Here is a 12,750-nt window from a genome sequence, read left to right as displayed (position 1 = left end):
CCCCTGGCGGCTGTCCGGCCTCTTGTCCGGATGCCCACCAACCGGCACGCGGCCACAGGCACGTGCGAAATTGGGCAAGGGGGTAGATACGGTCAGCGGGGCCGGATCGCAACCCCGAAATCGCGCCGTTCCGCAGAAAATCCGCCGGGTGGCGGATCGGCCACGGGGACGGGCGTTTCGGGCCGCCGCCCCCTTCTCAAGCAGGCGGGAAGCGTTCATTCACCGGGTCCCGAAGCGGAGAGGTCCCGTCTCCCGTGACATCCCAGGTTCCATGACGATCGAGCCATCGCGCGAGCCGTCGCGCCGCACCCTGCTCGCCGGCCTGCTGGCCGGGGCCGCGCTCCCCGCCCGGGCCCAGGTCGGTCGGGCCCAGGTCGGGCCGACCCAGCCGGGGCCGAGCGCCCTGCCGTCCCCACCGCCGGCCGGGCCGACGCCGTTCCGCTTCGACGACGTGGTCCGGCGCGCCCGCGACCTCGCCAACGCGCCCTTCGACGGCGGCGTCCCGGCGCTGCCGGGGCCGCTCGCCGGGCTCGACTACGACGCGTGGCGCGACATCCGCTTCCGGCCCGACAAGGCGCTGCTCGGCGACCGGGACGGCCCGTTCCGCCTGCAGCTCTTCCACCTCGGCTTCCTGTTCAAGCGCCCCGTCACCGTGAACGTGGTGCGCGAGGGCGTGCCGACGCCGATCCCCTACCAGGCCGCCCTGTTCGACCTCGGGCGCACCAAGCTCGACGGCCCGCTGCCGCTCAATCTCGGCTTCGCGGGCTTCCGCCTGCACTATCCCCTCAACAGGCCCGGGATCCTCGACGAGCTGATCGCCTTCCTGGGCGCGAGCTACTTCCGCTTCCTCGGGCGCGACCAGCTCTACGGCCTCTCGGCGCGGGGCCTCGCGGTGAACGTCGAGGCCCAGGGCGGGCCGGAGGAATTCCCGTTCTTCCGCGAGTTCTGGATCGAGGTGCCGCCGAAGAACGCCGACCGGGCGGTGATCTACGGGCTGCTCGACGGCGCCGCCTGCACCGGCGCCTACCAGTTCCTGGTCTATCCGGGCGACGAGACGGTGGTGGACGTCCGCGTCTCGCTGCATCCGCGGCGGGAGGTGGCGGGGATCGGGCTGGCGCCGCTCACCTCGATGTTCTTCATCGGCGAGAACGACCGCCACCGCTCGGACGATTACCGGCCCGAACTGCACGATTCGGACGGTTTGCTGATGCAGTCGGGGAGCGGGGAGTGGATCTGGCGGCCCCTGCGCAACCCGCAGGAGCGCTGGATCTCCGCGTTCCAGGACCGCGACCCGAAGGGGTTCGGCCTGATGCAGCGCGACCGGGTGTTCGAGAACTACCAGGATCTCGAGGCCTTCTACCACCGGCGGCCGAGCTACTGGGTCGAGCCGCAGGGCGCCTGGGGGGAGGGGGCGGTGCACCTCGTCGAACTGCCCACCGGGAACGAGACCCACGACAACGTCGTCGCCTATTGGCAGCCGCGCCAGCCCCTCGCGGCCGGCCAGGCGGTGGAGCTCTCCTACCTGCTGCGGGCGATCGGCGAATCCGAGAGCCTGCATCCGGGCGCCCGGGTCGTGAACACCTACGTGGCGCGGCCGGCGGCGAGCGGCGGCCCGGCCGAGGCGCCCGACCCGCTGAGCCGGCGCTTCCTGATCGACTTCTCGGGCGGCGACCTCGCCTACTGGCTCGGCGACCCGAAGGCGGTCGAGATCGTGCCCTCGACCACGCGGGGGCGGATCGTGGCGACCTCGCTGGTGCCGAACCTGCACGTGAAGGGATTCCGGGCCGCCCTCGACGTGCGGCTCGACGATCCGGGCCAGGCGACCGACCTGCGGGCCTTCCTGCGGGCCGGCGGGCGCACCCTCTCGGAGACCTGGACCTTCCCGTGGAAGGCCGCGTGAGCCGGGGCGTGACGGTCCGCCCGGCGACGCCCGCCGATCTCGACGCGCTCGTCGCCCTGGAGGCGGCCACCTTCGCGACCGACCGGGCGGAGCGGCGGGCGATCCGGCACGCCATCGGCTCGCCGACGATCTCGCTCCTCGTCGCCCTCGACGGGCCGGTGCTGGTGGGGGCCGCCACGCTGGAGCGCCGGCGCACCAGCCGGCGGGCGCGCCTGAGTTCCATCGCGGTGGCGCCCGCCCGGGCCGGGACCGGGCTCGGCCGCCTCCTCCTCGACGCCGCCGAGGCGGAGGCGCGCCGCCACGGCTGCACCCGCCTGCGCCTGGAGGTGCGCGAGGATAACGGCCCGGGCATCCGCCTCTACGAGCGGGCGGGCTACGTCCGCTTCGAGACGGTGCCGGATTACTACGAGGACGGCACCACGGCCTGGCGCTACGAGAAGGTGCTGGCGCCGCGGGAGGAGGCCGCGGACCCGGCATGACCGGCGCCTGACGCCGGGTCGATCGCGGCCGGGCGCTTCGGGCCTCGGCTTCGCGGGAGCGGCCGCTGCGCGTCCTCCTCACCGGCTCGTCGGGCCGGCTCGGCCGGGCCCGGGCACCGCGCCGGCGCGCGGCGGGCCACGCGATGGTCGGGCTCGACATCGCGCGCGGCCCCGAGACCCGGGTGCTCGGCTCGGTCCGCGATCGGGCGCTCGTCGCGCGTCCTGGCCGAGGAGGGGGCGAGGTCATCCTGCACGCGGGCGCGCTGCACGAGCCCGACATCGCGCGCAGGGCGCCGCAGGCCTTCGTGGACGTCGACGGGGCGGGGACGCTGACGGACACTCGGGCGTCCGGGGGAGGCGGCGGGCCGGTCTGAGCCGTCCCGCCGGGCGGGCTCAGCCCTCCGGGACCCGTCGCCCGGCGAAGCCGAGGGCGACGAGGGCGAATTCCCACTGGCGGATGTCGCCCCCGATCGAGGCCACGACGGCCTGACCGATCAGGACGATGCCGGCGAGGGGCCGGCCGTGAGGGCGAGCCGCAGGAGCCTGCGCCCCCGCGTCGGACGGCCCGTCATGCCGCGCCCGCTCAGCGCTTCGTGTTGGCGGCGGTCTGGCCGAACATGATCGTCTTGGCCTCCTCCGACATCGTCGGCTGCTGGTTGATCTCGGCGGCCCTGGCGTAGGCGGCCTTGGTGGCCGGGCGCTCGGCGATGGCCGAGAACCAGCGCTTCAGGTGCGGGTGCGCGTCGAGGTTCTGGCGCTGGCGCTCGTGCGGCACGATCCAGGGATAGATCGCCATGTCGGCGATGCTGTATTCCTCGCCCGCCACGAAGGTCCGGTCGGCCAGGCGCCGGTCGAGGACGCCGTAGAGCCGGTTGGTCTCGTTGACGTAGCGGTCGATCGCGTAGGGGATCGGCTCGGGGGCGTACTGGACGAAGTGGTGGTTCTGGCCCGCCATCGGCCCGAGCCCGCCCATCTGCCAGAACAGCCATTGCAGCACCTCGGCCCGGCCGCGCAGCTCGCCCGGGATGAAGCGCCCGGTCTTCTCCGCGAGGTAGAGCAGGATCGCGCCCGACTCGAACAGCGACACCGGCGCGCCGCCATCCGCGGGCGCGTGATCGACGATGGCCGGGATCCGGTTGTTGGGCGCGATCTTGAGGAAGTCCGCCTGGAACTGTTCGCCCTTGCCGATGTTCACGGGCTTGATGGTGTAGGGCAGGCCGGTCTCTTCCAGGAACAGCGTCACCTTGTGACCGTTCGGCGTCGTCCAGTAGTAGAGGTCGATCATCCTGCGCTCCGCGGCAGAGTCCGGGTCGGACCGCCGCGGAGGTGGTGTGGGGCGGGGGCGAGGTCAAGCCGGGGTGAGGCGTCAGCCCGCTCCGGCAGCCTCGGACCGATCGAGCGACGGTGGCACGGTCGCGGGCCCGCCTCCGCGGTCTCCTCGCGACCCTCGCGGGCGCGGCCGGTGCGAGGCACGGCGGTCCGGACGGTTCTGCGACCGTCATTCTGCTCCGGGTCGGAGGCGCGCTCGGCCGCCGCCGGGAGCGGGTGCCGCGGCGCCGTCCTGCGCCGGCGTCGCGCCCCCTCACTCGCCTGTTGCCCTTCGGGCGCCGCGCCCGGTACTAGCCTGGCTCGGGGAACGCTGGCAGCGACGTCGCGTGCGCGGCCCGACTCCCCGGTGCCGCGCGACAAGCATCATGTTCCGCGGCACCGAGAGATTCGGATCGTCCAGGATCAGGGATCGTGCTGTGAAATATATTGATAATATAGAAGATTTGATTCGCGCTCTTGATGAAGGATTGGCGGTGCGGAGGTCCGATATCCAAAAAGGATCCGAGATCCTGTCTCAAGTTATGTTCGTTCCGCCGGACGAGATGCGGCGCGAATTGTCTCAATATGCCATCGGAACGCAATCATACTATGAGGCTCAGCTCAGGCTTATCTATGAACCGATCGCCGGGAGGCGGCATGAATTGAATTTTGAGGGGCATGATACGGTAAATTTCGATGCTATGACCGCGTTTCCGTTTGGGGGCGGACCGAGCGACGCAGCATATTGGGAGATCTGTTATGCTCACCTGATCCAGATGGCCTCGTTGAGCCGCGGCAGCAGGGTGCTTGAGATCGGTTTCGGCGCCGGCGGCCTAGCGGAACTCATGGTGAGGTGCGGCCTCGACGTGACCGCCGTCGAGGTGCGTCAGAGCAATTGCGACTACCTGGAGCAGCGCGTCAAGAGCTTCGGCGGGACGGTGGACGCCCGTGCCGGCGAGGTCGAACACATGACGTTCGACAAAGAGTTCGACGCGATCGTCTTCTACGAGTCGTTTCACCACATGCCGTCGCCGTGGGGGATCGTGCGCCAACTTAGGAACCATCTGTCCGCGGAGGGTGTGTTCATCTTCGGCGCCGAGCCGATCTGCGACGACGACGATCCGGTGGTCCCCTTCCCCTGGGGATTTCGCATGGACGGTGGCGCTCTCAGCGCCATCAGGGATGTCGGATGGGTCGAGTTCGGGTTTCAGCGCAGCTACTTCTTGGACAACCTCACCCGACTCGGCTTCGACACGGTTCACCGCGCGCTTCCCGGCTACCATCACGCGAGCGTTTGGATCGCCAAGCAGAACGTCGTCAATCTGCTGAAATCGATGAAGGCCGAGCGGCGCTACCGCTGAGACGCGTCATCCCGCCGCCCGGCCGAGGGGGACAGGATCGGCGTCGTAGCGTTCCAGTCCATTCGCGTCGGCGAAGGCGACTGCCATGTGGTTGATGTCTTGGAAATATTTCGGAATGTATTCTTTAAAATACCAATCGTTCATTCCGGCTCGGAAACTCTTGTAATGATATGCTTTCATTAATAAATAACTGTAGAGTAGATGCTTCTCGTTCGAATCATTCCCGGGGCGGTAAGCTGAAAGGTGATGTAATGTCAGGTCGGTGTACTTTTGATTGACGACGGGGCTGACGCCGTTCTCATGCAGTTCCTCGTGCACGATTCCTCTATATTCTAAAGAAGAAACGTTTCTGTAGATTCTTTTATGATGTTCAACGGAATATTCTGCCGAGCGGACGATCGCGCGCGGCTCCGATAATTTGAGTTCTGGGTTTAGTTTATAGTTTTTTCTCTCGACCAGGAGGCAATTCGTCTGGTGATCGCAGGAGCTCACGGCCGCGCGCAGGGCGTCGTCCAGGATGATCTCGTCGGCGTCGATCGAGAAGATCCAGTCGCCGCGGGCGTATCCGGCGCCATAGTTTCTCGCGTGGGCGAAGCCGAATCGAAAGAGGTTTGACCTTGGATAATCAACCAGCTTGGCAGGAATGCTGTTGGTTGTGCTGATGAAATCTCTGCTGCCGTCGGTTGAGCCCATATCGACAATGATGAGCTCGTCCAGCAAAGACACCAATAGAGGAACGTTGATTTCTAAGAAAGGAAGCTCATTCAGAACCAGCATGACACCAGAAATTGTCGGCATAGGTGCGCGCCTCGCATGTGCAGCCGACTCTTCATTGCGTGGGGTGTCCTGTTTGTCAACGGTAATGAACGCGTTCGGGTGAGGTCCTCGCTCTGGGGCGCGGGGCGGAATTAGCTTTGTCCGGCTCAGGGCGCCTCGCGCGCGGCCTGTCTTCAATTTTCGGAACGCGCGGCATCTCGCGCCTCGCAGGCCGTCACCTGCGCGAGCGTCGCTGGCTCGCCCCCGATCCCGCCGCCCTGCCGCCCTTGGCCGGCGCGCGGGCATGACTCTCGGCGAACTCCCCCCGGGGGAACGCCCGCTCATCGTGGGCGTCGCTCCACCTTCGATGTCCCGGATCCGTATCGGATCGCGGCGTGGTCGGCCCCCGCCGCGGGCGGCGGGGACACCCGTCCGATTGCCAGTTCACGGGCGGCCTGCTCACGCTCGCGGCGAGACATCCCTCTGCCGGTCGATCCCGTCGCGGGCAGCGAGCCCTTGTTCCGCGCCCCATCCGGTGCACGCCTGATCCGGAATCGATCGCCGCAACTCACGGCCGGGACGGAGTTGCCGGTGACGCATCGTTCTGCGGGGCGAAGATCGTGATATTGCTGTTGATCTGGTAGGCGTTCGACGGCCGGGTGTTGACGAAGCGAAGGCGGATCGGGCTCTCGCCGAGGATCGCGCCGAATGACGGGGTCACCCGCATGGGAAAGCAGCGCGCCAGGGCCGCGCGGGCCGCGTCCTCGAAGTGCTCGGCAGCGCCCCTGTCGCCCTTGAAGCGACGCGCGGTGACGAGCGGCTGGCCGCGCATCGCGCCCGTCTTGTCGAGTCCGAACCGGAACGCGATCAGTGATCCCTCGGTGCCGGACGGGATTGTCCAGCAGGCGGCGAGCGCCGCCCGCATCTCTGCCCAGTTGGCGATGGGCTCGGCAGGCGCGGGGTGAGCCGAGGCGACCAGGACCGCGCCCGCTCCCATCGACAGCTTGGTGACGTCTCCCAGCATCGCTCGTCCGCTCCGCCCCCCCCCTCAGGATGGTAGGGCTGCTCCGACGCTGCGGCCACCGCGCGGAGTGCCGCTCGGAGCAGAGCGGTCGCGCCACGATCGGGGCGCGCCGGCGAGCCCCGTCCGCGGATCCTCCGTCGAGGACGGGGCGGGTTGGGCGAACGGGCCGGGAGGCCCGGTTGGGGTTTCCCGTCCCGGCTTGGCTTCCCGGTTCCCCCCGCGTCCCTCGGCGCCCCTCCGTGCGGCCCGCGCCGCTTGCGGCGCGGGGCCCGAACCGATACAGGATCAACCCCGTAGCCGGTTCGCGGGGCGTAGCGCAGTCTGGTAGCGCATCTGGTTTGGGACCAGAGGGTCGCTGGTTCGAATCCGGCCGCCCCGACCACCGGCTCCCCCCTTTCCGGCTCCCTCGTGAGATCGACACGGCATGCCGAGCGCCCGCATCTACAAGCCCGCCAAGGATCCGTCCCAGTCCGGCATGGCCCGGACCAAGCAGTGGGTGCTGGAATTCGACCAGACCGCCCCGCGCGAGACCGATCCGCTGATGGGCTGGACCTCGTCGTCCGACATGCTCCAGCAGGTGCGCCTGGAATTCGACACGCGCGAGGAGGCGGTCGCCTACGCCACCCGCGAGGGCATCGCCTACCGCCTCGAAGAGCCCAAGCCCCTGCTGCGCAAGGGCCTCTCCTACGCGGACAATTTCAAGTACAACCGCACCGCGCCCTGGACCCACTGACCGCGCCGGCAATCCGTCAGAAGGCGTAGCGGACCCGGCAGGAGGGGAGTTCGGCGGCGAGGAGCGCCCGGAACCGCGCCAGCCAGCGCCCCTTCCAGGCGCTCCGGTAGCGCAGGTTCTCCTGGCCGCCCTCGGAGCGCTTGGTCTCCTGGATGTCGGGGCGCCACAGCCATTCCTCGGCCCGCGGATGCCAGCGCAGGTTGACCGCGTGCAGCGCCGCATTGTGGGTCAGGAAGATGATCTCGGCGGCGAGCTGGGCCCGCGCGGCGGCGCCGATCCCCGCGTCGAGGGCCCGGAACAGGTCGCGCCAATCCGCCTCCCAGCCCTCGTACAGGATCACGGGCGAGAAGTTGACGTGGACCTCGTAGCCGGCGCGCACGAAGTCGTCGATCGACGCGATGCGCTCGGCCATCCGCGAGGTGCGCACGTCGACGACCCGCGCGACGCGCTCCGGCATGAGCGAGAAGCGGATCCGCGTCTTGCCGGCCGGCGCGTAATCCAGGAGGTCGCGGTTCACGAACTTGGTCGCGAAGGAGCCCTTCGCGTACGGAAGCGCGCGGAACAGGGCGACGAGGTCGCGCAGGGTGTCGCAGGCGAGGGCGTCCACTGAGAGGTCGCCGTTCTCGCCGATGTCGTAGACGACGCAGCTTTCGTCGATCTGATCCGGGGCCGGGAGGGGACCCTGGCGCGCGGCGTGGCGCGCGATCGCCGCGGCGATCTCCTCCGTGTTCGCGAAGAGCGTGATCGGGTTGGCGAAGCCCTTGCGGCGGGGCACGTAGCAGTAGGCGCAGGCCATCGCGCACCCGTTCGAACTCGACGGCGCGATGAAATGGGCGCTGCGCCCGTTCGGGCGCAGGCCGAGCCCCTTCTTGACCCCGAGCACCAGGGTGCTGCGCTTGATCCGCAGCCACTCCTCGGCGGCGCCGGCATTGCCGTGCAGCTCGGGGATCGCCCAGTGCGACCGCACCGGGATGCGGCGCGCCTCGGGGAAGCGCGCGCGGATCTCGCGGCCCCGCCGGTACGCCTCGACGGCGGGCTCCAGGTAGATCGTATCGATGGCCAGGGGCGAGGGGGAATGGGGCGAGGAGGGCAGGGGCGGGCCTCGGCGCGGGGCGCCCGCGGCGCCGTCGCCGCCCGATATGGCGCCCCGGGACCCGCGCCGCCAGGGCCCGGCCGGCGGGGCGCCCGGTCGCGCCTCACAGCCGCCCGAGCAGCTCGCTCTTCTTGGTGGTGAACTCCGCCTCGGTCAGCACGCCCTTGCGGTGCAGTTCGGCGAGGCGCTCGATCAGGGCTAGCGGATCGCCCGCCGCGGCGGGCACCGCGGCCGCCGCCGGCGCGGGGGCCGGAATCGGCGGTTCGGCCTGCGGGGCCGCCGGAGGGGCCTGCGGGGCCGCCGGAGGGGGAGCCGGCTGCGCCCATCCCTGGACCTGCAGCTGCGGCGGCGCGGGGACCGGCGGCGCGGGGGCCTGCGCCGCGCCGCCGCTCACCAGCGGGAGATCCTCCGGGCGCACCGGGCCGAACTGGCTCGTGAAGAGCAGCGAGGACGCGCCGCCCTGCTGCTGCGACACGCCGCCGATCCGGTGCTCGCCGGTGTCGTAGACGGCGAGCTGCCCTCCCGCCTCCACGGCGAGGCGGCGCGTGTCGGGGAAGTAGGCGTAGCGCAGCCCGTTCTGCGACCCGGCCGAGGCCGGGTGGCCGAGCTCGGCGGGCCACCAGCCGGCCGGCGCCGCCAGCCTCCCGGCGATCGGGGCGAGGTCGGCGCAGAGCGCGGCGACGCGGGCCTTGAGGCCGGCATTGAACATGTCGCCGATCATGATCATGCCGCCGGACGACCATTGCCCCATCCCGCCAAGGTCCGGGTGGTTGAACTGCGCGGCCGTCCCGCCGCCCTGCGCGAGCGCCTCGGCGAGGTGGCGGGCGGCGTCGACGCTCACCCCGTGGCGGGCGGCGATCGCGGAGAGGTCGAGCATGGCGGCACCCTGTCAGGCGAGGATCTTGCGGGTCATGACGACGGCCGCGAAGGCGAGGGCGGAGGCGGCCACGATGCTGCCGATCCACAGGCCGCGCCGCGGCTGCTGCGGGGATTGCGCCTCGACCGGCGCCACCACCACGCTGAAGAACTCGAATTGGCGGTCGAGGATCATCCGTGCCCGGTCGCGCGCCGCCAGCACCGCGTTGTAGAGGGCCTGGGCGTTCTTGCGCTCGGTGTCGGCCTCCTCGAAGCGCGTCAGCGCGTCGGCGAGCGCCTGGCGCCGCGTCGGATCCGGGGTCGTCGCCTCGCGCTCCAGGCGCTGGATCGAGCCGTCGAGCTGCGCGATCTGGGCCTTGAGATCCTGGACGCTGCGCGCGTCCTCCCGCAGGTCGCGCAGCAGCAGCGACTGCTTCACGCTGAGCGCGATGCGCTGCTCGCGCAGCTGCCCGATGGTCTTGATCGTGGCCTCGTTGGTCTTCAGCGCGTCGAGAACCCGGTCCCGGTTGCGCAGATCCCGCACCGCCTCCTCGGCCGCGTCGAGGCGCTCCTTGATGCGCGCGAGCGCGCTCTCGCTTGCGGCGAGCGCGTCCTGGCGGGCGCGGGCGTTGAGGTCGTTCACCATCCGCTCGCTCTCGGCCAGGACCGCCCGGCTGATCGCCACCGCCTCCCCCGCCTCGAAGGCGTTGACGGTCACCGAGATGATGCCGGAGGTGCCCTCGATCTTCGCCGCGACCCGGTTGCGCCAGTAGCGCACGAGCTTCTCCACCGGCCGCTTCGGGTCGAAGCGCGACAGGGCGTCGATCGAGGGGCGGGAGAACATCTCCCGCAGCGGCAGCTGGCGCTCGATCGCCTCCACCATCGGCCGGCTCGCGATGTAATCCGCGAGCAGGAGCGTGTCCTGCGCGATCATCTCGCGGGGAATGGCCGCCGTCATCCCCATCCCGTCCCGGGCGGCGTTCTCGGCCGCGCCGAGCGCCGGGCGGATCGCGAAATGCACCTCCGTCACGTAGCGGTCCGAGAGGTAGAACCCGAAGAAGGCGGTCGCGAGCAGCGAGGGCAGGACGCAGAGCGCCAGGAACAGGAGCGGGGTGACGAGGTCCCGGCCCCGCAGCAGCCCGCCGCCGCGGACGACCGCGCGCGGGTCGTTGTGGCGCGACACGCGCGCCATCTGGCGCAGCGATTCCGCGATCAGGCGCGACCGCTCGGCCGAGTCGAGCGGCTGGCCAGTCGGGTTGCGGGCATCGACCGTCATGCGGGGATCCGTGGCAGGCGCGACGCGCGACCGGCGCGACGGGCGGGAAGGGCGGTCCGGCGAGGGCCGGATCCCGCGCCGAGAGGGGAACTTGTCCGCATCGCCGGTCGGGCGCGGATTGCCCGCCGGGCTCTGCGCGAGAGCAGCGCCCGATCACGGGGCGATCGGGCGCTGCTCTCGGTCATCGATCGTGCCGCATCGTCTCCGACGACCCGGCATCCGCTTCGTCGGAAAATGCGCTACTGGTTCAGCCTCTGGTAGACTTCGATGGCGTCGTTGACGTCCGAGTAGATGACCGCGCGCCCGTTCGCCAGGACGATGCCCTCGGAGCTGAACTGGCGGATCACGTCCATGTTGTGGGAGCACATGATAATGTCGGCGTTCGCGCGCCGCTTGCTCCACACCTCCTCGCAGCGCTGCTGGAAGCGGGCGTCGCCCACCGAGGTGATCTCGTCGATCAGGTAGGTGTCGAACGGGATCGCCATGCTCATCCCGAAATTGAAGCGCGATCCCATCCCCGAGGAGTAGGTGCGGATCGGAACGTTCATGTAGTCGCCGATCTCGGCGAAATCGCTGACGAAGTCGAGCACCTTGTAGGGGTCCTCGCCGTAGACGCGCGCCACGAAGATGGCGTTCTCCTTGCCGGTCATGTTCGGGTGGAAGCCGCCCGAGAAGCCGAGCGGCCAGGACACCCGCGAGGTGCGGATGATCCGGCCCTTGGTCAGGCCCTCGGACCCCGCCATCATGCGGATCATCGTGGACTTGCCCGCACCGTTGATGCCGAGGATGCCGTAGCTCACCCCGGAGCGCATGGTGAACGAGGCCCGGTCGAGGACGGTGCGGCGATGCCCGCTCGTCCTGTAGATCTTGGTGACGTTCTCGAAGCGGATCATGGTACGATCGGTGGTGACGGGCGGCGCGCGGCGCTCCCTGCCGAGCCTCGGCCCTAAGCGCCGAAAGCGGCGAATCTGAGAACGCGCCCCCACCCTCGCCGCGCCGACCCGGGCCAATTTCGATTTGTTATAAAGAAGCTTTGCTTCCAATTGTCGGCTTCTCGGCCGCGCGATCGGGGATTAAGAGCCGGGGCCTGTCGTAACGCTGCGCGGGTGCCCGATCGTGCTCATCGCTTTCCTGATCATGCTGCGCGAGGGGATCGAGGCCGCGCTCATCGTCGGCATCATCGCGGGTTATCTCGCGCAGACCGGCCGGCGCGCCTGGATGCCGGCGGTGTGGACGGGCGTGGTGCTCGCCGCCCTGCTGTGCCTCGCGCTGGGCCTCGTCCTCGACCGGGTCGGCGCCGAATTCCCCCAGAAGCAGCAGGAAATGGTGGAGGGCGCCATCGCGCTCCTGGCCGCCGGCATGCTGAGCGGGATGGTGTTCTGGATGCGCAAGGCCGCGCGCTCGGTGCGGGCCGACCTGCACGGGGCGGTCGACGCGGCCCTGCACCGCGGCGCCTTCGGCCTCGTGCTGATGGCCTTCCTGGCCGTCGGGCGCGAGGGGCTCGAATCGGTGTTCTTCCTGCTCGCCACGGTGCAGCAGGACGTGGGCTGGGGCGTTCCCGCCGGGGCGGCCCTCGGCATCGCGGCCTCGGTCCTGGTCGGCTGGGGCATCGCCCGCGGCGGCGTGCGCCTCGACCTGCGCCGCTTCTTCCGCTGGACCGGGATCTTCATCCTGTTCGTCGCCGCCGGCCTGATCGCGAGCGCGCTCAGGGCCTTCCACGAGGCGGGACTCTGGAACCACCTCCAGGCGACGGCCTTCGACCTCAGCGGCGTGCTGCCCGCCGACACGGTGCTCGGCACCCTGCTCACCGGCATCTTCGGCTACCAGGAGGCGCCGGCCTGGGGCGAGGTGCTGGCCTACCTCGCCTTCCTGGTCCCGAGCCTCTGGCTCTTCCTGGCCGCGTCCCCCGCGGCGGTCGCGGCCCCGCCCCGCCCCGAAACCCTCCACGCCTGATCGTCTCAGGAG

At 70.1% G+C, this 12,750-nt stretch carries 13 protein-coding genes and 1 tRNA gene; 7 read left to right on the top strand and 7 right to left on the bottom strand.

Annotated features, from left to right (window positions below; translation table 11 throughout):
- Positions 1-271: 271 nt before the first annotated feature.
- From QA634_RS02255 to QA634_RS02245, 3 genes are all read left to right on the top strand, one after another.
- Entirely contained in the window at positions 272-1,900 is a 1,629-nt protein-coding gene (locus QA634_RS02255; protein ID WP_012330426.1) for a glucan biosynthesis protein G, read from the top strand.
- The gene (locus QA634_RS02250) at positions 1,885-2,379 is read left to right on the top strand and encodes a GNAT family N-acetyltransferase (protein ID WP_012330425.1); all 495 of its coding nucleotides are present in this window, start codon (positions 1,885-1,887) and stop codon (positions 2,377-2,379) included. The genes QA634_RS02255 and QA634_RS02250 overlap by 16 nt, the downstream gene beginning before the upstream one ends.
- A gap of 143 nt (positions 2,380-2,522) precedes the next feature.
- Positions 2,523-2,753, top strand: a complete 231-nt coding sequence (locus QA634_RS02245; RefSeq protein WP_018262793.1) for a hypothetical protein — start codon at positions 2,523-2,525, stop codon at positions 2,751-2,753.
- Between the two features lie 209 nt (positions 2,754-2,962).
- Here the strand turns inward: QA634_RS02245 and QA634_RS02240 are convergent, their stop codons facing one another.
- A complete protein-coding gene (locus QA634_RS02240; protein WP_012330424.1) occupies positions 2,963-3,664 on the bottom strand; it encodes a glutathione binding-like protein in 702 nt (233 codons plus the stop codon).
- A gap of 409 nt (positions 3,665-4,073) precedes the next feature.
- Between QA634_RS02240 and QA634_RS02235 the strand changes: the two genes are divergently transcribed.
- Entirely contained in the window at positions 4,074-5,048 is a 975-nt protein-coding gene (locus tag QA634_RS02235; protein ID WP_265576511.1) for a class I SAM-dependent methyltransferase, read from the top strand.
- Positions 5,049-5,054: 6 nt separating this feature from the next.
- Here the strand turns inward: QA634_RS02235 and QA634_RS02230 are convergent, their stop codons facing one another.
- Together QA634_RS02230 and QA634_RS02225 are read right to left on the bottom strand one after the other, a co-directional pair.
- Complete coding sequence (locus tag QA634_RS02230) at positions 5,055-5,825, bottom strand: glycosyltransferase (protein ID WP_168169127.1); 771 nt, start codon at positions 5,823-5,825, stop codon at positions 5,055-5,057.
- Between the two features lie 547 nt (positions 5,826-6,372).
- Positions 6,373-6,828 (bottom strand): hypothetical protein, encoded by a 456-nt coding sequence (locus tag QA634_RS02225; RefSeq protein WP_012330422.1) that lies wholly within the window; start codon positions 6,826-6,828, stop codon positions 6,373-6,375.
- Between the two features lie 305 nt (positions 6,829-7,133).
- Here QA634_RS02225 and QA634_RS02220 point away from each other — a divergent pair.
- A tRNA-Pro gene (locus tag QA634_RS02220) sits at positions 7,134-7,210 on the top strand.
- A gap of 42 nt (positions 7,211-7,252) precedes the next feature.
- Positions 7,253-7,561 carry an ETC complex I subunit gene (locus QA634_RS02215; RefSeq protein WP_012330421.1) on the top strand — a complete coding sequence of 103 codons (309 nt, stop codon included), beginning with the start codon at positions 7,253-7,255 and terminating at the stop codon, positions 7,559-7,561.
- Positions 7,562-7,577: 16 nt separating this feature from the next.
- Here the strand turns inward: QA634_RS02215 and QA634_RS02210 are convergent, their stop codons facing one another.
- The 4 genes from QA634_RS02210 to QA634_RS02195 all read right to left on the bottom strand — a co-directional run bounded on the left by QA634_RS02210 (position 7,578) and on the right by QA634_RS02195 (position 11,678).
- Entirely contained in the window at positions 7,578-8,624 is a 1,047-nt protein-coding gene (locus tag QA634_RS02210) for a spore photoproduct lyase family protein (RefSeq protein ID WP_085984456.1), read from the bottom strand.
- 133 nt (positions 8,625-8,757) lie between these two features.
- On the bottom strand, positions 8,758-9,531 hold the full coding sequence (locus QA634_RS02205) for an SHOCT domain-containing protein (protein WP_012330420.1): 774 nt from the start codon (positions 9,529-9,531) through the stop codon (positions 8,758-8,760).
- A gap of 12 nt (positions 9,532-9,543) precedes the next feature.
- The gene (locus QA634_RS02200) at positions 9,544-10,785 is read right to left on the bottom strand and encodes a capsule polysaccharide transporter (RefSeq protein WP_012330419.1); all 1,242 of its coding nucleotides are present in this window, start codon (positions 10,783-10,785) and stop codon (positions 9,544-9,546) included.
- 239 nt (positions 10,786-11,024) lie between these two features.
- The gene (locus tag QA634_RS02195) at positions 11,025-11,678 is read right to left on the bottom strand and encodes an ABC transporter ATP-binding protein (protein ID WP_012330418.1); all 654 of its coding nucleotides are present in this window, start codon (positions 11,676-11,678) and stop codon (positions 11,025-11,027) included.
- 223 nt (positions 11,679-11,901) lie between these two features.
- On the opposite strand from QA634_RS02195, the gene efeU reads away from it, so the two are divergent.
- Positions 11,902-12,738: an iron uptake transporter permease EfeU gene (gene efeU / locus QA634_RS02190; RefSeq protein ID WP_012330417.1), complete on the top strand. Its 837-nt coding sequence runs from the start codon at positions 11,902-11,904 to the stop codon at positions 12,736-12,738.
- Positions 12,739-12,750: the final 12 nt, after the last annotated feature.

The organism is Methylobacterium sp. CB376, assembly GCF_029714205.1.
Taxonomy (GTDB): Bacteria; Pseudomonadota; Alphaproteobacteria; order Rhizobiales; family Beijerinckiaceae; genus Methylobacterium.
The sequence above is the reverse complement of the archived record's forward strand: the minus strand, read 5'-3'. Positions and strand labels throughout refer to the sequence as shown.